This is a genomic window from Microbulbifer aestuariivivens, assembly GCF_039545115.1.
GTDB lineage: Bacteria > Pseudomonadota > Gammaproteobacteria > Pseudomonadales > Cellvibrionaceae > Microbulbifer > Microbulbifer aestuariivivens.
In genome coordinates this window covers 92,914-112,084 of record NZ_BAABRT010000012.1, presented here as the reverse complement: position 1 = coordinate 112,084, position 19,171 = coordinate 92,914, and the positions used below count along the sequence as shown (strand labels likewise).

General features: G+C 59.6%; 17 protein-coding genes. 3 read left to right on the top strand and 14 right to left on the bottom strand.

Annotation, left to right across the window (positions count from 1 at the left end; translation table 11 throughout):
- Positions 1–450: 450 nt before the first annotated feature.
- From ABEA58_RS09015 to aptA, 5 genes are all read right to left on the bottom strand, one after another.
- Positions 451–1,338 (bottom strand): phosphodiester glycosidase family protein, encoded by an 888-nt coding sequence (locus ABEA58_RS09015; RefSeq protein ID WP_345550770.1) that lies wholly within the window; start codon positions 1,336–1,338, stop codon positions 451–453.
- 305 nt (positions 1,339–1,643) lie between these two features.
- Positions 1,644–2,909: an OmpP1/FadL family transporter gene (locus ABEA58_RS09010; protein ID WP_345550768.1), complete on the bottom strand. Its 1,266-nt coding sequence runs from the start codon at positions 2,907–2,909 to the stop codon at positions 1,644–1,646.
- Between the two features lie 432 nt (positions 2,910–3,341).
- The gene (locus ABEA58_RS09005) at positions 3,342–3,845 is read right to left on the bottom strand and encodes a protein tyrosine phosphatase family protein (protein ID WP_345550766.1); all 504 of its coding nucleotides are present in this window, start codon (positions 3,843–3,845) and stop codon (positions 3,342–3,344) included.
- 87 nt (positions 3,846–3,932) lie between these two features.
- Complete coding sequence (locus tag ABEA58_RS09000; protein ID WP_345550764.1) at positions 3,933–5,426, bottom strand: CoA-acylating methylmalonate-semialdehyde dehydrogenase; 1,494 nt, start codon at positions 5,424–5,426, stop codon at positions 3,933–3,935.
- 80 nt (positions 5,427–5,506) lie between these two features.
- On the bottom strand, positions 5,507–6,847 hold the full coding sequence (gene aptA, locus ABEA58_RS08995; RefSeq protein WP_345550762.1) for an omega-aminotransferase AptA: 1,341 nt from the start codon (positions 6,845–6,847) through the stop codon (positions 5,507–5,509).
- 135 nt (positions 6,848–6,982) lie between these two features.
- Here aptA and ABEA58_RS08990 point away from each other — a divergent pair, with 135 nt between their 5' ends.
- On the top strand, positions 6,983–7,912 hold the full coding sequence (locus ABEA58_RS08990) for a LysR family transcriptional regulator (protein WP_345550760.1): 930 nt from the start codon (positions 6,983–6,985) through the stop codon (positions 7,910–7,912).
- Positions 7,913–7,949: 37 nt separating this feature from the next.
- Here the strand turns inward: ABEA58_RS08990 and ABEA58_RS08985 are convergent, their stop codons facing one another.
- From ABEA58_RS08985 to ABEA58_RS08975, 3 genes are all read right to left on the bottom strand, one after another.
- On the bottom strand, positions 7,950–8,267 hold the full coding sequence (locus tag ABEA58_RS08985; RefSeq protein ID WP_345550758.1) for a hypothetical protein: 318 nt from the start codon (positions 8,265–8,267) through the stop codon (positions 7,950–7,952).
- Between the two features lie 15 nt (positions 8,268–8,282).
- On the bottom strand, positions 8,283–10,511 hold the full coding sequence (locus ABEA58_RS08980; protein WP_345550757.1) for a hypothetical protein: 2,229 nt from the start codon (positions 10,509–10,511) through the stop codon (positions 8,283–8,285).
- A gap of 783 nt (positions 10,512–11,294) precedes the next feature.
- Complete coding sequence (locus ABEA58_RS08975; protein WP_345550755.1) at positions 11,295–11,858, bottom strand: phosphoribosyltransferase; 564 nt, start codon at positions 11,856–11,858, stop codon at positions 11,295–11,297.
- 477 nt (positions 11,859–12,335) lie between these two features.
- Here ABEA58_RS08975 and ABEA58_RS08970 point away from each other — a divergent pair, with 477 nt between their 5' ends.
- Positions 12,336–13,022, top strand: a complete 687-nt coding sequence (locus tag ABEA58_RS08970; RefSeq protein ID WP_345550753.1) for a glutathione S-transferase — start codon at positions 12,336–12,338, stop codon at positions 13,020–13,022.
- 44 nt (positions 13,023–13,066) lie between these two features.
- Here the strand turns inward: ABEA58_RS08970 and ABEA58_RS08965 are convergent, their stop codons facing one another.
- The 4 genes from ABEA58_RS08965 to ABEA58_RS08950 all read right to left on the bottom strand — a co-directional run bounded on the left by ABEA58_RS08965 (position 13,067) and on the right by ABEA58_RS08950 (position 15,912).
- A complete protein-coding gene (locus ABEA58_RS08965) occupies positions 13,067–14,272 on the bottom strand; it encodes an APC family permease (protein WP_345550750.1) in 1,206 nt (401 codons plus the stop codon).
- Between the two features lie 161 nt (positions 14,273–14,433).
- Positions 14,434–14,895, bottom strand: a complete 462-nt coding sequence (locus ABEA58_RS08960) for a DUF6942 family protein (protein ID WP_425563525.1) — start codon at positions 14,893–14,895, stop codon at positions 14,434–14,436.
- Positions 14,896–15,013: 118 nt separating this feature from the next.
- Positions 15,014–15,478, bottom strand: a complete 465-nt coding sequence (locus tag ABEA58_RS08955; protein WP_345550746.1) for a GFA family protein — start codon at positions 15,476–15,478, stop codon at positions 15,014–15,016.
- A 269-nt stretch (positions 15,479–15,747) separates the two neighbouring features.
- On the bottom strand, positions 15,748–15,912 hold the full coding sequence (locus tag ABEA58_RS08950; protein WP_345550744.1) for a hypothetical protein: 165 nt from the start codon (positions 15,910–15,912) through the stop codon (positions 15,748–15,750).
- Between the two features lie 37 nt (positions 15,913–15,949).
- On the opposite strand from ABEA58_RS08950, the gene ABEA58_RS08945 reads away from it, so the two are divergent.
- Positions 15,950–17,776, top strand: coding sequence for an ABC transporter transmembrane domain-containing protein (locus ABEA58_RS08945; RefSeq protein ID WP_345550743.1), 1,827 nt, complete (start codon positions 15,950–15,952; stop codon positions 17,774–17,776).
- 26 nt (positions 17,777–17,802) lie between these two features.
- Here ABEA58_RS08945 and ABEA58_RS08940 read toward each other — a convergent pair whose 3' ends face one another.
- Entirely contained in the window at positions 17,803–18,531 is a 729-nt protein-coding gene (locus ABEA58_RS08940) for a polyamine aminopropyltransferase (RefSeq protein WP_345550741.1), read from the bottom strand.
- 229 nt (positions 18,532–18,760) lie between these two features.
- Complete coding sequence (locus ABEA58_RS08935) at positions 18,761–19,168, bottom strand: VF530 family protein (protein ID WP_425563523.1); 408 nt, start codon at positions 19,166–19,168, stop codon at positions 18,761–18,763.
- Positions 19,169–19,171 lie beyond the last annotated feature (3 nt).

The following is a 19,171-nucleotide window of genomic DNA, read 5'->3' as shown; positions in this document are numbered from 1 at the left end:
TGGCTGGTTTGTATTTATCAGTTACACGGTTTATTTAGTATTAATTTTGGTGCTTTTCTGGTGGTTCAAACAATCATTAGGTCGCCGTTTAACAAGGCGCTCAAGCAAGGACGCACACTGATCGCGCGCGCCACTTAGCTTGGCGTTATCCCTAAGACTTACCCACGTTTAGTAGACACTCTGTATAGTTAGGTTTCGGCCTAACACGGAGGTGTACCATGGGTAAGAAGAAAGCTCAGGCATATACGGAAGAGTTTTGTAGAGAGGCAGTAAAGCGCGCCAAGAAGACAGGTGTCACTTCGGCCGCTGTGGCTCATCATATCGAGTCAGAGTAGGGTATCTTTCCTTATTTTATCTATTATGCACAGGTTCAAATCCAGCTAGATCTTAGATTTAATTGTCACAAATATTTGCAGTTTGACGGTCTTTCCACGTAGATATCGATATCTATCAATGTTGGAGCACCACTGCGATCACGGCAGGTACGGGCCGCCCTTGGTCGTGAATGGATTCTCCGTTCACGTAGAGTGAGCTGGAACCGCCGCCATCGAGGTTGATGGCGTCGCGGCAGCCCAACTCCAGAAGTCTGTCCGGGAGCTCGTCGAGCCGGGCTGAGGGGGTTACATACAGTATTATTCGCTGCTTGTTTGCGCTACAGATGGCGGTGCGTGGTCGTTTGTCATCCAGGCGCATTCCTGAACCCCAAAAAATTTCCTCTTGATAAGTCAGGGAGGCTTTCCCCTCCCTCAATAAACGCGGGCCACCGCCAATCCCCCAATCCATTTTCAGGGCTATTCCGCTATTTATTTTCGGCGCTTGCAGCGGTACCTCGGCCGGTGATGAATAGGGCAGGGGTTGCGGGTAACTTCTTGGCTGGCCCTCACCGGCATGATGATATATCCAGCCAACCTGTGCATTACCTTTGCTATCGACCCAGAAGGCGCTGCGGAGAACTGGATATGAGCGTCCCGCCCGGGTGACTGCGGAGATATTATGCGCCTGTAATCTGCCTTCTCTGGCAACCAGAGACAGGGGCGTATTACCGGTAAAGAATCCGCCGTTTACCACCGCAATCACTCCAGGTGTCTTTGCCCACTCTTCCATGGGTTTAGCCATTTTGCTCAGCATTGGCTGAATCCGAAACTGCGGATCATCTGTAGTGACGGAGATGAAATAGCTTCCGTCGCTGGTGGTGTTAAGTGTCAGCGCCGCGCCCTGTTCTATCGCCAGTGAAGGCGCTGTCGCGGTAGCTGTAGCGGGTGGGTTTTCTTCTGCAGAAGCAGTGAGCAGCGCAATCGAAAATATCGTAGCGGCAGTGCTGAGAAGTTGGCCGAGCATATTAAGTTGCGGTCCTTTCCGCTGATCGCGACGCGGGTGTTAGCCATTGGTTGAACCGTATGCGGCTTTATACCATGGGAAGGAAAGTCTTCGACGCAGGGTATGGCTGCCCGCGAAGAGGGCAATGACGGGCGGAGGGCAGCTATTTGAGAGGAGTAAAGCCCTAACCGAGCACTATTGCAGGCTCCAATTACCCGGGAATGGGACCATTGATTACTGTATTGGCGTGGGGGGTAACCGCTGCGATCGCTATTTGAGTGGCAGCGATAACCGGGTCGCCGAGAGGACGACCCGATTAGATGCGATCAGAAACGGCGGGACCAGCCAAAGCGAAGAATATTCTGGCTCATGGTCAGTTCCGCTTCGCCGCCACCGAAGTTGGCGGGGATGGAGTTGGTCCCCTGCACGGTTTCTTCGAAGGCATGGGCATAGGACAGAGTGATTTCACCCAAGCCCGTGTGCCAGTCCGCACCGATGCTGATGTGATCCTCAATGACGCCGGGTGCGAGAATATTAATAAAGGTCTCGCTGGTCGGAATTGGCTGCTCGGCGTGGCTGATACCCGCGCGTAGGGTCAGCTCATCGGCGGCGCGGAAGGCTATGCCCAGCTTGCTGACTTCCACATCCTGCCAGCCAAACCCCGGTCCGCCAGCGGCCCCCAGCGGTTTGCCCTGGAACAGCAGGCTGAGGGAATTACCTACAGAGCCGGTATCGCTGTACAGAATCTGCTGCCAGTCGGCGGCCAGTGTCAGGCGCGGTGTGGCTTCCCAGCTCAGGCCGATGGCATAGTTTTCCGGAATATCAAAACCCCCGGCATCGGCGAACAGCCCTTCGTAGCGCTCGAACTCGCCGGTCTCGATGCGCGAAGACCAGCTCAGCCCAAGGCTCAGATCATCGCGCAGGCGGCCGATCCAGCCCAGTTTTACCCCCCAGCCATAGGCGGTGTCGTGGCCGCGGTTGGTGACATTACCGGCGCTTGCGGATACCTGCGGGTTGTCGAACGCCTGCAGGCCGGTGGCCTCGAAGCGCTGTGCGGCGAAAGTGGCGGCGATTCCGAAGGAGTGATCCGGTGTTGGCCGGTAGGCCAGCGAGGGGGTGATAAACAGCTGGCTCAGGTCGACGCCGGCAGCGCCGCTGGAGCCGAAGGCCGCAAACGGGTTGTTTTTATAGCTGGTATTCATGCCGCCGTTGCCATAGACGGCCAGGCCCCAGCTGAGCTGGGATGTGAGCACGCGGGTATAGCCCAGCTCGGGAATCAGGAAGTCACTCTTTTTGTTGCCGTCGTAAGTGCCGTCTGCGCCGTAAATATTGCCACGAATGCGCGCGCTGCGGTCGGGGGTGAACCAGCTGAAACTGACATCTAGTCTGTCACCCACCAGCGCGGTACCGGCTGGATTGTTGGCCGCCGCCAGTGCGTCCTGCGGCAGGGCTACTCCTACCCCAGCCATGGACTGTGCCTTGGGGCCTACGCCTTCGACAAAATAGCCGTTGGTGGCTTCGGCGGAAGCGACGGTGAACAGTGTGGCTGCGGCAAGCAGCGCGGAGGAAATTTGCGGAGATTTTGAGCTCATAACTACTTGATACCAGCTGCGGCTTCGGGGGAAGGGTGAAAAGGCAGGGAGTTTAGATGCTGAGTGGTACCTGTGAGAAATACGGATTATTTCTATGCTTATACCCCTTGCCCCAGGAGCTGTATGAATCGTGGAGGGGGAGCAAGATCGGGCGGGGCGAAAAAACAGAGGGCAAAATGCAGAATAAAAAGAAAATTGAAACCCTGCCGAAGCTGCGACCAGCTAGGGGGTTCGAAAAATCATAGGGCTCGATCAATCGGAAGACTCGAAGAATCATAGGGCTCGATGAATCAGAAGTTTCGATCAATCGATTTACGTCCGCCGCTGTCGGGCACTGCCTGCCAAAACTTTTCTGAACCTGTGCAGGGATGGCCGAGCGCAAAGTGCTTGCCGGAATATCCAAAAATTTTTAACGATTTTGTGGTGAGCGTTTCAGGCTGCTCCGGTGCCGCCGATTCCGGTGTGACTGACTCCAGTGTCACTGATCCCGTAGTTGCCGAGCACGGTGTGGATCAGGTTGCACCAGGCGGGGTCCGGGTGCCACACGGTGTGCAGCAGGGCTGCAGCTTGAGCCTGGGGCTGATGCCGGTGGATGCGGTTGTACAGGTACATGAAGGCCGATACCCGTTTGTTCAGTGCGCAGTGAATCCATACGGCAGTCCGCTCCAGCTCCCGCATCGCTGCGGCAAACAGGGCGAAGTGTTGGGGGGCGGGTTGATCGAAGGGCACGGGGATCTGCACATAGGCCATGCCGAGGCTGCTGACGATGTGATCTTCGCCGGGCAGTGCGGGTACGGAGTTGTTCATGGCGAGGTTGATAACCGCCCTGTAACCAGCTTGGGCGATCGACTCAAAATCTCGTGCGCTCGGTTGGCCCGAGGTGGCGATAAGATCGGAATATTGAAGAAAGTTGCTGACATCCATTTGCCGTTGCACCGAGTTCCTTTCGGTGCATTCTAGCATCCGCCCGCGGACGCGGCGCCCGCGAAAAATTCGCAGCCGCTGCGCCGGGGAGGCAAGGGCTCAGTTGCTCGGGAAGGAGAACTGCGCACCCTCGCGCACACCGCTGGATGGCCAGCGCTGGGTGATGGTCTTGCGGTTGGTGTAGAAGCGCACACCGTCGGGGCCATAGGCGCTGAGGCAGCCGAACAGGGAGCGCTTCCAGCCGCCGAAGCTGTGGTAGGAAACCGGCACCGGCAGCGGTACGTTGATGCCCACCATGCCGACCAGAATGTTATCGCTGAAGTAACGGGCGGCTTCGCCGTCACGGGTAAAGATGCAGGTGCCGTTGCCGTACTCGTGATCGTTGATCATCTGCATGGCTTCTTCCATGCTGCGGGCGCGCACTACCAGCAGTACCGGGCCGAAGATTTCCTCTTCGTAGCAGGTCATGCCTGGCTTCACGTTGTCGATCAGGGTACCGCCGACGAAGAAGCCTTTCTCGTAACCCTTCACCTGCGGATTGCGGCCGTCCACCACGATGCTCGCGCCCTGCTCGGCGGCGCTGGCGATATAGCCGTTAACCTTGTTCATGTGCGCTTCGGTAATCACCGGGCCGAAATCGTTGCTGCTGTCGGTGTAAGCACCCACTTTCAGCTTCTGCATCTCTGCGCTCATCTTTTCGATAAAGGTGTCGGCGGCCTCGTCGCCAACGCAGACCGCCACCGACAGTGCCATGCAGCGCTCGCCGGAGGAGCCGAAGGCGGCACCGGTCAGGGCGGCGACGGCGTTGTCCATATCGGCGTCGGGCATGATGATGGCGTGGTTCTTGGCGCCGCCGAGCGCCTGGCAGCGCTTGCCGTGGGCGGACGCGGTGGAGTAGACGTATTCGGCAATCGGGGTGGAGCCGACGAAGCTCACCGCCTGTACCTCGGGCGCGGTCAGCAGCGTGTCGACGGCGACCTTATCGCCATTCACCACGTTCATCACGCCGTCCGGCAGGCCGGCTTCTTTCAGCAGCTGGGCGATGAACAGGGATGCGGAGGGGTTGCGCTCGGAGGGCTTGAGCACGAAGGTGTTACCGCACACGATGGCCAGCGGGAACATCCACAGCGGCACCATGGCAGGGAAGTTGAACGGGGTGATGCCGGCAACCACGCCCAGCGGCTGCATCTCGCTCCAGGAGTCGATATTGGGACCCACATTGCGGCTGTGCTCGCCCTTCAGCATCTGCGGGGCGTAGCAGGCGAAGTCGACGTTTTCGATACCGCGGGTCAGCTCGCCCATGGCGTCGTGGGAAATCTTGCCGTGCTCTTCCCCGATGATCGCGCAGATCTGCTCGGCGTTTTCTTCCAGCAGTTGCTTGAACTTGAACATCACCTTGGCGCGCTTGGCCGGCGGCGTGTTGCGCCAGGCGGGGAAGGCGGCCTGTGCGGCGGCGATGGCTTCCTCGACGGTTTCCTTGGCGGCGATGGCGACCTGCTTGGTGGCCTCCCCGGTGGCCGGGTTGAATACGTCCTGGGTGCGCTCGGCGGCCTCGATGACCTGGCCGTTGATGTAGTGGCCCACAATGTTCATGAAAGAACCTCTCTTTTTTAATCCTGCAGAATTTTTACTTGGTTGCGGCGCCCGGCCGCGGCCGGGTCCGTCGCGGTGACTTACTGGCTGTCGGCAACCAGCTTGATGCAGTCACCGAGCGCGCTTACCAGTTGGTCGACTTCCTCGGCTTCGGCCACAAACGGCATGCCGAGCTGCACGGTGTCGCCGCCGTAGCGCACGTAGAAACCCTTCTCCCACATCTTCATGGCGATCTGGTAGGGGCGCAGCAGTGGCTCGCCCGGCGCCGCCTCAATGGTCAGGCCAGCGGCGACGCCGCAGTTGCGGATATCGCTGATCAGCGGCAGGCCTTTCAGCTGGTGCACGCGCTCTTCAAGCACTGTTGCCAGTTCCGCCGCGCGGCTGAACAGGTTTTCCTGTTCGAGAATATCCAGCGATGCCAGCGCCGCGGCACAGGCTACCGGGTGGGCGGAATAGGTGTAGCCGTGGGGCAGTTCCAGCAGATAGTCGTGGCCGCCCTGCTCCATGAAGGTGTCGTAGATTTCCTGCTTGGCGATCACCGCACCCATGGGCACAGCGCCGTTGGTGAGCTGCTTGGCGGTGTTGAGGATATCCGGGGTCACGCCGAAGGCCTCGGCGCCGGTGGCGGCGCCCATGCGGCCAAAGGCGGTAATCACCTCATCGAAGATCAGCAGGATGTTGTGCTGGTCGCAGATCTCCCGCAGGCGCTTCAGGTAACCCTTGGGCGGCGGCAGTACGCCGGCGGAACCGGCCATCGGCTCGACGATCACGGCGGCGATGTTGGAGGCGTCGTGCAGCGCCACCAGTTCCAGCAGTTCGTCCGCCAGGTGCGCGCCCTCGTCCGGCATGCCCTTGGTGAACTTGTTCTGTGGCAGCATGGTGTGGGCCAGGTGGTCGGCGTCCACGGCGGTGCCGTAGAGGGCGCGGTTGGCGCCGATGCCGCCGACGCTGATGCCGCCAAAGTTCACCCCGTGGTAGCCCTTGGCGCGGCCGATCAGTTTGGTCTTGCTGGGCATGCCTTTTTTGCGCCAGTAGGCGCGGGCGATCTTCAGCGAGGTTTCGGCGGATTCGGAACCGGAGCCGGTGAAGAACACGCGGTTCAGCCCTTGCGGCATCAGCTGGGTAATGCGCTCGGCCAGCTCGAAGGCTTTCGGGTGGCCGAACTGGAAGGCCGGCGCGTAGTCGAGGGTGCGCAGCTGCGCGCTGACCGCGTCGGCGATTTCCGCGCGGTTGTGGCCGGCACCGCAGGTCCACAGGCCGGACAGGCCGTCAAAGATGCGGCGGCCATCGGCGCTGGTGTAGTAGCAGCCATCGGCGCCGGTAATGATGCGCGGGTCGCGCTTGAACTGGCGGTTGCCTGTGTAGGCCATCCAGTGGGCGTCCAGCTGTGCCTGGGTCAGGCCGGCGAACTTGTCACTCATTCTTATTCTCCCGGATACACTCGGTTTGACTGTGGAATGACAGCGACTTTAGGTGAGGATCAATGTTGCATAAATTGCAATTTATCGATGTTTAGTTTCATATAGATGAAACTTAGTTGTAGGGGTTATTGACCGGTGGGACGTAATCAGGCGGCGTTGATTGGCCAGTTGAGTGATATCGACCTGCGGCTGCTGCGGGTGTTTCGCGCGGTGGCGGAAGCGGGGGGCTTCTCTGCGGCGGAGCTGGAACTGAACGTGGGCCGTTCCACCATCAGCCGGCATATCAAGGATCTGGAGGTGCGTCTGGGGGTGACCCTGTGCCGGCGCGGGCGCGCCGGCTTCGCGCTCACCGGCGAGGGGCGGCAGATCTACCAGGCGACCCTGAAGCTGCTGGCCTCCCTGGAGGCATTTCGCGGCGAGGTGGCCGATGTGCACAAGCGCATGACCGGACATATTTCCATCGCCCTGTTCGACAAGCTTGCCACCAACCCCGCGGCCAATATCGGCGAGGCGCTGCGCCGGTTTGACGATCTGGCGCCGGAGGTGACCCTGGACATCCATATCGAGCCGATTAATGAGGTCGAGCGGGGGGTGATGGAGGGACGCTTCCAGCTGGGGCTGATCCCCACCCACCGGGCGTCCCCCAGCCTCGACTACCAGCATCTCTTTTACGAGCAGATGTACCTCTACTGCGGCTACCGGCACCCGCTGTTCGAGACCGCGGATATCTCCATCGACGATGACGCCATCCGCAACTGCAAATACGCCGGGCTTGGCTACCATTCGCCGAATATGGAGGTGGGCAACAAACTGGGACTGGAGCGGGATATTACCGTCAATGACCAGGAAGCCATCGTGCACTGCCTGCAGTCCGGCCGCTATATCGGTTACCTGCCGGATCACTATGCGGAGTCATTTTTGAAGAAGGGCGAGATACGGGCCATCTGCCCGCAGCGCTATCAATATCAGTGTGATTTTGTGGCGATACAGCGGCTATCGCCGAAGCCGTCGCGAATCGTGAAGACCCTTTGGGAATGCCTGGCGCTGGCGCACGCCGGGCATTGAATCAATACCCGGTAGTGCTGGACCTTTGCGGGTTCGGTTAACGGGGGATGTTAGAGATAATCTGCCCATCCCGCTCGGCATCCATCAGGAATAAATTCACCAGAGACGCGTCATCGCTGCGACAGGCCTCGCGGCTCTCAAAATAACGGTAACAGGGCAAGCCGCTCAGCTGACTCTTGCACAGGTTCTGCGAACTGTACTGTGTGCGCACCTGTGCGCGCACATTGGTGGTCCAGCCCGAGGAGGGCAGGTACACGTGGCACTTGGGCTCCTCCTCTGCCCAGCTGGCCTGTGCCAGCAGGGAGCCGGCGAAAGAGAGTGCGAAAAAAGCGGCGGTGGTTTTTTTGCTGTTCATAACGTCTCCTGATTGTTAGTCGTTGTAGCGCACAACTTGCAATGTTGCCGTGATTTCCGAGCCTACCTTGCGCGGCAGCGGTAGGGCCGGGTCCTGTGAAGCGAGCACCATCAGCGGCGAATCGATATCGGGCAGATAGAGGTATTTGCGCGGATCGTGATCGGCCTGCGGCATGGCAAACGGCATGGCGGCGAAACCGAATGGAAGGGGCGGCCTGATTTCCAGCGGCCCCAGTGTCGCGCCGTCGCTGAACAGGTAGCCGTGTTGATTCTGCGCGGGGTTTTGCACGGCTTTTTGCAGTTGGATGAAGCCGCTGGGAATCTGCGCCTCCGGTGCGGCGAAGCGCCAGAAGTTGTCGGGCTTGCGCACGGTTTCGGTAACCTCGAACTGCAATACCTGCTCCTCCCGCAGCCAGCGGCGCAGGAAATCTTCATCACTCTCGTTATGGCGTCTCAGCATGCCCAGCCTGGCCATCATTTCCTTGAGGGTTACCTGGGTGCCGCTCGGGGCGTTGTAACTGATGGTGGCGTGCTGGAAGTTCAGGTCACCGGCGGCCTCACTGTTGCGGTAGTGCACAAACCGTTTGCCGAGGCCCATGCACTGCAGCGCGCGCAGAAGCAGCAGCGCTTCCTCTTTGCTCAGGTTGAAGCTGTCGTCCTGATTGAGAATCAGTGACTGGGGGCGGGCGGGTACCCGTTGCACACGGGTCGGGGTCAGCTTGTAGAAACCCGCGGATGGATTCGCCGGCCCGAATGCCGGTGCAAAGCTGCCCGGTTCGCCTTTGCGAATACGCTGGACCAGGGAATCGAAACTGCTGAGTCCCGCGGGCCCCCCATATCCGCTAAAGGTGATTCCGCCACTGGTCGCCCCCCAGCGTTGCGCGACCGCCTGCTGTTGCTGCCAGTTGAGCACCTCCTGCTGGCTGGCGGGCAACAGGTCAAAGTCGACCTTGTTCAGGTAAAAATTATTGCCGAAACGCAGGTTGGTGAATTCAATAATATCGCCGGGCGCCAGGTCCAGTTCCAGCTGGTAGAGCTGCTCGGTATCGAGGGGCACATTGGTCTTTCGGTAAACCACCGGACGATATTCACTCTCCGGCAGAATATCCTTGGCGCCAAAATATCCGAGCTTTACTGAGTAGCCCGGGTACAGTTTGCTGTCGCGGTTGGCTTCAAACACGCGGCCGTTGTCATCGACCACCGAGGTGAACCAGCGGCGCCATTCGAAGCGGTCCCTTTCAGCGCGCAGTTCGGCAAAAATCGCTGTGCTGCTTGTCAGACCGTTGATCTCGCGCACCAGCGCCTCGCTGCCATCAGCGCCGAGCTGGTAGTTTTTGTTCTTCAGGGCGAGGGTGAGAAATTCCTGCAGCGTGACGCCGGGCTGCACCGCCAGATAGCGGGTGCTGCGCCGGTTGCCGTCGTAGTAATCGAACTGCACATGGGTGTCCTGCAGCTGTTCGCGGACCTCACTCACGGCCATCTGCTCATCGCCAAAGCGGACTTTCAGGTCCTGCAGCGCAATGCGGATTCCATCCGCGCGGCGGTACTTGTCGGAAAGGTCGATAAAGTCGAGATTCTCTGCGCGTACCTGCAGCAGGTAATTTTGATTGGGGGAAATCGTGCCGCCGCTTTCCAGGCCGCTCAGTACTTTGGCGCTGCCGGCAAACACCTCGCTGCCATCCTCATGCACGAAGTGGATGAAGAAGTTGGGCCGGTTGATATGGATGGTGCGCTCGCCGACATTGGTCAGGCTTACGGTGAATTGAATAAATCCCTTGTTGATATCGTATTTCAGTTCATTGGTAATCACTTCACTCAAACGGCTGGTATTTTTCCAGCTGTTGGTAATGGACTGGCTGGTGGTCGTCTTGGTGTTTTTAGAGGTGCTGTAGGTCTCGGTCACATCCCAGTTGTAGCGGGGTTCCATCATGTGATCGAGAAAGCCGCCGCCCCATTGCACCAGCCCGGAATAATCCCCGCCCACCGCGCGCACCACACCGCCGAGAAGGCCACTGGCTTTTGGGCGGGAAGCGCGTTTTTTGGGGTTGGTGGTCTTCTTGCGAACCTTGCTGGTATCGCTGGAGATGATCGTGGAGTTGGTGTTCTGCTGACTGCCGCTATTGGTGGTGCTGGACTCGCGCTCGTTGGTGATGAGCTTTTCATAGCGCCCCTGCTTTTCAATACCAATTTCCACCTGTGAGGAAATGCGGTAAGACAGCGATGGTGCATAGACAATTGCATTCATCCCTTCACTGGCGAAAACCGGTTTGCTCAGGCTCAGGCTCAGGCTCAGGCATAGAAACAGTGACAGGAGAAAAGATGCGAGTATCGGATGCGAAATGCTCCTAAAACGAACGCGCAATGCTGGGAGCAATAACCTGGTCATAGGGGCACCTGTAGGTGGGTTATTTTTATAAATCAAAAGTGGCGTATCCGGTTGGCGACCTATGTGGGTGCCGGTTCCTGTGGCCACCAGCTGCTGTGAACAACGGACTCCGTTAATGCAGGAAAAAGAGCCGGAAGTCGCCTGCTGCGCACACAGTTTTTTGCGGCTAATTAATTACTTGCGTGCCGGTTACTCGCGTGCCGATTGCTCACGTACTGATTGCTCGCGTGTTGATTGTAAGGGACGGCCTGGGCAACCTGTATTCGAAAAGCCGCAGTCGTAGCGCTGACTGATTTTAATTTTGAGCACTTTTAATAAGGCCAGCGTGACGAAAAAAGTTGCCAAAATGTTAATGGTTTTAGCTGTGATTGGCTAACGCCTTGGCGGCGTCATGACACTCGGGGAACCGCATAATCCGGGCAAAAGAGGCTATTCGCGCCAATTTCTCGATATTGCCTTGAGCGTAGTCACGGAAGAGCACTAGAGCGGAGAGCGGAGAGCAGGGAGTGAGGGGGAAAGAGCAGGGAGAAAATAGCAGGGAGAAAAGAAAAAGGGCCAATGACAACGGACGAGGCCGGTGAGAAGCGCCGGCAAGCGCAAGCGGTTCAGCACGGGCCAGATGCCCCGCCGGCTGCATGCCGGTTACAGCGCGGTCGCAATCCTATCGAGGTAGGGGGCCAGCTCGGGCTTGTGTGTCAGGATTTCCTCGCGGGAGAGGCCGTGAATTTCATGGGGGAATACCAGCCACTGATCGGTCCGGTGCAGGTAGTAGTGGGGTTCGCGCCCGGTCTGGTTGTTTTGCGGCTTGTAGTAGGGGGTGCCGATGCGGATTTCCGGGGTGTTCTGTTTGCACGCGGTTTGCAGGTCGCGGATCGTCTGCTCGATGCTGAGGCCGGAGTCGTGCACGTCATCCACGATCAGGAGCCTGTGGTGGGACTGCAGTCGTTCGACCAGATAGCTCAGGCCGTGTACCCGCACCTGTTTGTCGCGCTGGCCGATGCCGCGGTAGGACGAGGTGCGGATGGCGATATGGTCGGCTTCGACACCCATAACCTGTAAGAGCTCCTGCACCGCAATGCCCACCGGCGCCCCGCCGCGCCAGACGCCGACGATATAGTTGGGGCGGAAACCGCTCTGGAAAACCTTTTCCGCCAGCGCGTAAGAGTCGTTGAGAAGTTGTTGTGCGCTGATGAAATGCTTTTTCACATCGGAACTCATAAGGGGCAATCTCAGAGGGGTATGGGCCCATCGCTAAACCAGCGCCTTTGTCGGCCTGGTCAAAAAGTGAGCGGGGAATTTAGCCGATTCCCGGCGCTTTTCCAATGGCTCCATGCCTCGCCTTTGTTCCTCGATGCCACTGCCCGGTTTATTTCCAGACGCGCCAATGTCCCAGCGCCATGACAAGCACTGTCGCCGGCGATTCTGCGGTGCCGTAGCGGGGAGCTTTGGCTTACAGGGTGTTGCGGAGAGTAACGGGGAGTAACGGGGAGTAACGGAGAGTGGCGGAGAATGGTGGAGAGTAGCGGGGTGCATTCGCTAACCGGGCAGCTACCCTGTGTGCAGGGCGGTTGGCTCGCTGCGAGTGGCGGGCATGCCTGCTCCCCTGATTTCCTCAACGCCGTGACTTTCTGGTTCTCAAACGCCCGGATTTTCTGATCCCCCCTTCTGAGTCGAGGAGGCCCCATGGATTACAAGCTTTTCTACTGGGATCTGCCGTTTCGCGGCAACTTTGTGCAGCTGATGCTGGAGGAGGTGGGCGCGCGCTACCAGCGGCGCCATGCCTCGGAGATTTATCCCGAGCACGGTCTGGCAATCCACAACCCCGGCATGGCGCCTCCCTACCTTTACGAGTGCCGGAGCCAGACCTATTTCGCGCAGATGCCGGCCTGCCTGATGCATCTCGGCCGGGAATACGACCGCCTGCCCGCCCCCTCGGAATTGCACACTCTGGCGCTGAAGACAATTCTCGACTGCAACGATGTGCTGAAGGAAATCACCAACAACAATGGGCTGCTGATGTGGCAAAAAGAGCCGTGGGAGCAGTTCCGTTCACAGCGCCTGCGGCGGTGGATGCAGGTGTTCGAGCACACCGGGCTTGCCCACGGGCTGAAAAGCGGCGATGGCTTTTTGCTGGGGAGTCAGCTCTCGGTGGCGGATATCGCCGTCACTGCCCTGTTTGGGACTCTGCTGCATTGCCTGCCGCCGTTGCGGGAGGATCTGCTGGCGGCGGCGCCGGGGATAGCCGGTTTATGTGAACGAATCGAGGCGCGCCCCGCCATCCGGACTTTTCTGCAGAAGCAGCGCGGTGAATATGGCAGCCGCTACTGTGGCGGCCAGATCGAGGACTCCCTGCGCCAGATGCTGGGCTGAGACCCCTGAATGCCCCTGTGCGTGAACTGCGCTTTTACCGTGTTTTATGCCGACAGGGCGAATGCCATCAGCGTGAGGCAGCAAAGCAGGCCCGCCAGCGGCACCCAGACCGGAAACGTCATGACCTCCGGCGGGCATGGCTGCCGGCGCCACTTGATGGTCAGCAGGGCCGCATTTACCAGGGAGAAGACCAGCAGCATGATAAAGCTGGTGAGTTTTGCCAGGGTGGCCAGTGGCAGCCACAGGGCGAATACCAGAATCAGTGCGCCGATCAGCAGTGTGGCAGGAACCGGGGTGCGGGTTTTGCCGTTCACCCGCGCCAGTACCTGCGGGGCCATGCCTTTTACCGCCATGCCGTACAGCAGGCGCGAGGCCATGATGATCTGCACCAGCGCGCCATTGACCACGGCAAACAGGCTGATGACACCGATCAGCGCAGCGGAGTACCCCGCGTTGGTCACGATGCTCGCCAGCGGCGCCTCGCTTTGTGCCAGTTCCTCCACCGGCAGCGTGCGCACGGCGAGGGCGGCCACGGTGACATACAGCAGGGTGGAGACGCCGATGGCGATGAGGATCGCCCGCGGCAGCACCTTGCGCGGGTTCTTCACCTCCTCGGCGGTATTGACCATGTCCTCAAAGCCGATAAAGGCATAAAAGGCCAGAAAACTGCCGACGATCAGTCCCGGCAGCGCATCCCAGTGCGGCGGCGCGGCAATAGCCGTCCAGCTATTGGCACTGGGAGCGTCCAGGCTGGTATAGATCACAAACAGCAGGCCGCCGATTTCGATCAGCGTCACCAGCATGACGGTCATTGCCGATTCGTTAATGCCCCACAGGGCGATGAGTGTCAGCAGCGCGATCAGCAGGGTGATGGCCAGCGCGTCCGGGATTTGCACAAAGAGCGCCAAGTAGCCGGTAAAGCCGTTGGCAATGGTGGCCGCGGAAACAATACCGGTGATGGCCACCAGTGCCCCCACCACCTGCGCCGGCCAGGCCCGGTTCCAGGCCTTCCAGATATACGCCGCCGAGCCGGCACTGACCGGAAAGCGCGAGGACAGTTCGGCATAGGAGAGCGCGGTAAACGCGGCGATGACTCCCGCCAGCAGAAATGCATAGGGCATTGCCATGCCGGCAGCGCCGCCCACCTTGCCGATCAGCACATAAATGCCCGCGCCGATAATGGTGCCAATACCGTAAAAACTGATGACGGGCAGGGAGAGGGATCGTTGCAGTTGCACTGGCGCAGACAAGGAATATCCTCCGGCAAGAGTGTTATCGGCCACTGTGGCTCACCGCTGGCGGGTAAAAACCGAGTGATGGTTGAGTGGGGCTGAAATCATAAACCAATGGTGGCAGATACGGTTTATTGCCTGCTGCCGCGGAAATGTTCGAGTGCCGGAAGCGGCCACCATCAGCAGCGGTAAAATCCATACGGCTCAAGCGCCGCGCGGATATGGCTGACCACGCTGTTGCTGAGTTGCCGGTAGTCGGGGTACGGGGTCAGCAGCAGCCGCTTTGCCGGGTCGATCGCCACGCTCGGGCAGGCGGACAGCGGCCGGGCCCTGTGATCCAGCGCGGTGAAGCGCGCCAGGTTTTCCCCGCCGCCGATCCAGTGCCAGCCTGGGCTGTCGCTCAGCGCCGGCGCAAAACAGAGCGCGGTCTGCGTAAAGAGCCGCTCATCCCGGAAGCGTCGCCAGTCATCGGCACCTGGGCTTGTAATTTTGGCCAGCAGGGTCACGATCTTGCGCCAGTGGTTGGAGTTGGCGGCCATCAGCTGCTGGCTGTCGGGGGCCGTCACCAGGCGGGCCAAACCGTTGGGCCTGTGGGGCAGATACAGGGTCAGGCGCGGCTCGGCGGCGCCGAGAAAATCCATGCTGTTCAACGGCGATTCTCAACCACTTGCAATGCTCCTCAATTTCTCTCAGCTCCGCGCAATCCCGCTGAATTGCCGGTGGAGTGGTTTATTCCCGTCCCTTCATTCAGCCCGGGCGTCAGGGTTGTTGCCGCGCGGCGAAGTGTGCTCGCAGTGTTGCGCGCACCAGCTGCTCATCCGGCCCATGGGGGAGTTTGAGGGTGTCCGGGTGCACCGGGTGCCAGGGTTCGGCACGGGACATCCACAGCTCATGGGTGGGGGTGAAGAGTCTCTGGTCATCGAGGCTGGCGCTGGTTAAGAGTTCCACCAGAGGCGCGGCGGGCCAGTGGGCCGACACCGGCGAGCCACAGCTGCCGCAGAATTGCCGGCGCAGCAGGCGTCCGCTCTCGGCGCTGACATCGTAGTGATGCAGGTTGCCGGAGAGATAGGTCAGGCGGTCGCGGGGTACGAACACGAACGCCATAAAGGCGCTGCCGCCGCTGTGCTGGCAATCGCGACAGTGGCAGATAAACTGCAGCAGCGGTTTTTCCGTACATTCATAGCGCACTTCACCGCAAGCGCAGCCGCCGCTGAGTGTTTTCACTGTGCGTCTCCCGCAGGCCATTAACCGGATAGATGGATAACATAGCCCGCCATCTGCGTTTGACTCCGCAGGCGGCAAGCCTCACTTTGTGCCGGACCATTGATCTCCCAGTGGGCCGCCAATGTCAACACCGCCATGCGCGGGCGGCAATACTGGAGCCGGGTTACGGCGGTGTGGAGATGGCATTCGCCCCTTGTGTCTTTTGCCTGGTGCTTCGCTCGGCACTGTGCTCGGCACTTTGTCCGGTACTGTGCCCGGCACTTCGCACGCTACTGTGCCCGGTACTTGGTCCGGTACTTGGTCCGGTACTTGGCCCGGTACTTGGCCCGGTACTTGGTCCGGTACTTGGTCCGGTACTTGGTCTGGTACTTGGTCTGGTACTTGGTCTGGTACTTGGCCCGGTACTTGGTCCGGTACTCTAGCCAGTGCGCCACCTGGCACTTCGCCTTATTGAGAAACCTGCAGGTAGTTATGTCGGATACAACAGAACACGCAATCGATGCCCCGGTTGAGAAGCCCCTGGCTTCGGCCTCATCCAGCATGAGTTTTGCCCGGATGATGGTGCAGCTGTGGCAGTTTGTCCGCCCCTATCGCACGGTGCTCTTGGCAGCGGGGGTAGCGCTGGTGTTTACGGCGGGCATCACCCTGTCCATTGGGCAGGGTATCCGGGTGCTGGTGGACCGCGGCTTTGTCACCGGTTCCAGTGCGGCACTGGGCCATGCGGTGCTGGTGCTGATGGCGCTGGCGCTGCTGATGGCGGTGGGCACCTATGCGCGACATTACCTGGTGTCGTGGCTGGGAGAGCGGGTGGTGGCGGACCTGCGGGTGGCGGTCTTCGACCATATCGTGACGCTGCACCCGAGTTTTTTTGAAACCAACCGCAGCGGCGAGATCATGTCGCGGCTCACCACCGACACCACTTTGCTGCAGCATATTATCGGCACCTCTTTCTCGATGGCGCTGCGCAGCGGGCTGATGTTTATCGGCGCGCTGGCGCTGCTGCTGTTCACCAATCTCAAGCTGAGCCTGATGGTGCTGGTAGGCGTGCCGCTGGTGCTGTTGCCCATCGTGCTCTACGGCCGTCGCGTGCGCAAACTGGCTCGGGCCAGCCAGGATTCGATTGCCGATGTGGGCAGCTACGCCGGCGAGATCATTCAGCATATCAAGACGGTGCAGAGCTATACCCGCGAGGAGCATGAAAAGCGGGCATTCGCCCGGGAAGTGGAAACCGCATTCGAGGTGGCCAGGCGACGCATTCGCCAGCGCTCCCTGTTGATCGCCTGTGTCATATTGCTGATGTTTGGCGCCGTCAGCGGCCTGCTGTGGGTGGGTGGCAACGATATGATTGCCGGGCGCATGAGTGCCGGTGACCTGGCCGCCTTCGTGTTCTACGCCATGCTGATGGGCTCCGCGGTGGCGACGGTTTCTGAGGTTTACAGTGAACTGCAGCGCGCCACCGGCGCCACCGAGCGGCTGGTGGACTTGCTGAATGTGCAAGCGGATATTCCCGCGAGTGGGGGTGCTCCGCAACCCGGGCAAGCGCCTGCTGCGGGCAGTGGCGAGGTGGCTTTTCAGGCGCTGGAATTCAGCTATCCGTCGCGGCCGGAGCAGGCGGCGATCCGCAATCTCAGTCTGGTGGTGGAAGCGGGCAAGAGCCTCGCCTTGGTTGGGCCGTCCGGCGCCGGCAAGTCCACGCTGCTGGAATTGCTGCAGCGTTTCTACGACCCGCAGGGGGGCAGTATCACCCTCGATGGTGTGGATATTCGCGAGATGGACACCGCAACCCTGCGCCGGCAATTGGCGGTGGTGCCGCAGCAGCCGGCCCTGTTTACCGCCGATGTCTGGTACAACATCCGTTACGGCAGGCCAGATGCCAGCGACGAGGAAGTCATCGCCGCGGCAAAGGCGGCCCACGCCCATGACTTTATTCAGCAGCTGCCACAGGGCTACGACAGCCATCTGGGCGAACAGGGCACGCGCCTTTCTGGCGGCCAGAAGCAGCGCCTGGCCATTGCCCGCGCAATCCTGAAAGACCCAAAAATCCTGCTGTTGGACGAAGCCACCAGTGCGCTGGATGCCGAGAGCGAATACCACGTACAGCAGGCCCTGCAGGCCCTGATGAAAGGCCGCACCACCATCATCATCGCCCACCGGCTGGCGACAATTCTGCACGCAGACAGCATTGCGGTATTGGAGCAGGGGCGGCTGGTGGCCCAGGGCAGCCATGCGCAACTGGTCGAATCATCGCCGCTGTACAAGCGCCTCGCGGAACTGCAGTTTCAGGAGGCGGCTGTTTAACGGGAGGCCGGCGCAGTCGAAGAGCGTCAGGGAGCGCCTTTTACGCAGACATAGACCGAATTGGTGGACTCGCCGCCGAGGAAGGGGTTGTAGAAAGAAATCACATGAGAGTTCACTTCGGCAAACACCGTGCCCAGTAATGCCTCGAAGCTTTCTTCCGGCAGGTTTTGTGACCACATGGCGAAAACGCCCGCGGGTTTGAGCTGCGCCGCCATTAAAGACAGCTTCTCGCTGGAATAAAAACCGGCGTTGGCGGCATGGAGGTATTCGCTGGGAGAGTGGTCGATATCCAGCAGGATGGCATCGAACTTTTTTTCGGCGCTATCCGGGTCGAATCCGCTATTCGGCTGGGTGGCCAGATTGAAGAAGCTGCCGTGCACATAGCGGTTGCGCGGGTCGGCGTTGAGGATTTTTCCCAGCGGCACCAGCTCATCCCGGTGCCAGCCAATGACGGTCTCCAGCGCATCGACCACCAGCAGCTCGGCAATGCGCGCGTCGCGCAGAGCCGCCACAGCGGTATAACCCAGCCCCAGGCCTCCCACCACCACCCGTAGATCCTCGCCCTCTACCGTCGCAAGGCCGAGCGTCGCCAGTGCCTCTTCGGCCTCCACGAACATGCTCGACATCAGGAACTCATCACCCAGCTTCACCTCATAGATGTCCCGCTCGCCAAGCGCAGGGATGCGGCGTCTGCGCAGGCAGATTTCGCCCAGAGGAGAGGCTTGGCTATCAATTTCTTCGAATAATAGTGACATTTTGAGTTGGACTTTTAAGTTGGCTAATAAGAGGGGCTGGACAATAGGCTAGCATTGAATCGTTCACTCTGAACGGGTGTAACCCTATGCGTATTGGAATGGCAGTTATCAGATATCGGTCTTGGTGATCCAATCCCGTCGCTCAGTTTTATGGCGCATTATCGCATTGCTGCCCCATCCGGGATATGAGGCTGGAAGATGCGTGGTGCCGTGAGTGAGAAATCTTGAGTCAGGTCTTCTTGCGCCAGGGATTTCCTGTGTTTTTTTCCCGTTGTGGTACATCTCTACGATTACTAATAAAGGTGCTTAAATAAAGCGCCTCTACCTTATCGCGTGCCCAGGGCGTTCTGCGGAGAAATTTCAGGCTGGATTTGAAGGAGGGATCGTTTTTAAAGCAGTTGATGTCGATCCTGCTGGCCAGTCCATCCCAGCCGTAGTGCTGCTCCAGCTCTTCCAAAATAGTGGCAAGCTTGATGCCGTGTAGTGGGTCGTTGGGATGGGATTGCGACATGTGCGGTAACTCGGTGTACGGTTTATCTGAGCGGATTAGGTTGGATGGCTGAGCGATGGCTGTGATGTGGCTGATATGAATAAAAGATTGCGCTATTGAAGGGCGAAGCGCGCGGCCAGCGTCCATGGT

Excerpts from the sequence above, each read along its gene's own strand:
- ABEA58_RS09015 (WP_345550770.1), bottom strand. The coding sequence starts at position 1,338 with ATGCTCGGCCAACTTCTCAGCACTGCCGCTACGATATTTTCGATTGCG.
- ABEA58_RS09010 (WP_345550768.1), bottom strand. The coding sequence starts at position 2,909 with ATGAGCTCAAAATCTCCGCAAATTTCCTCCGCGCTGCTTGCCGCAGCC.
- ABEA58_RS09000 (WP_345550764.1), bottom strand. The coding sequence starts at position 5,426 with ATGAACATTGTGGGCCACTACATCAACGGCCAGGTCATCGAGGCCGCC.
- aptA (WP_345550762.1), bottom strand. The coding sequence starts at position 6,847 with ATGAGTGACAAGTTCGCCGGCCTGACCCAGGCACAGCTGGACGCCCAC.
- ABEA58_RS08985 (WP_345550758.1), bottom strand. The coding sequence starts at position 8,267 with ATGAACAGCAAAAAAACCACCGCCGCTTTTTTCGCACTCTCTTTCGCC.
- ABEA58_RS08980 (WP_345550757.1), bottom strand. The coding sequence starts at position 10,511 with ATGAATGCAATTGTCTATGCACCATCGCTGTCTTACCGCATTTCCTCA.
- ABEA58_RS08970 (WP_345550753.1), top strand. The coding sequence starts at position 12,336 with ATGGATTACAAGCTTTTCTACTGGGATCTGCCGTTTCGCGGCAACTTT.
- ABEA58_RS08960 (WP_425563525.1), bottom strand. The coding sequence starts at position 14,895 with ATGGATTTTCTCGGCGCCGCCGAGCCGCGCCTGACCCTGTATCTGCCC.
- ABEA58_RS08945 (WP_345550743.1), top strand. The coding sequence starts at position 15,950 with ATGTCGGATACAACAGAACACGCAATCGATGCCCCGGTTGAGAAGCCC.
- ABEA58_RS08940 (WP_345550741.1), bottom strand. The coding sequence starts at position 18,531 with ATGTCACTATTATTCGAAGAAATTGATAGCCAAGCCTCTCCTCTGGGC.
- ABEA58_RS08935 (WP_425563523.1), bottom strand. The coding sequence starts at position 19,168 with ATGGACGCTGGCCGCGCGCTTCGCCCTTCAATAGCGCAATCTTTTATT.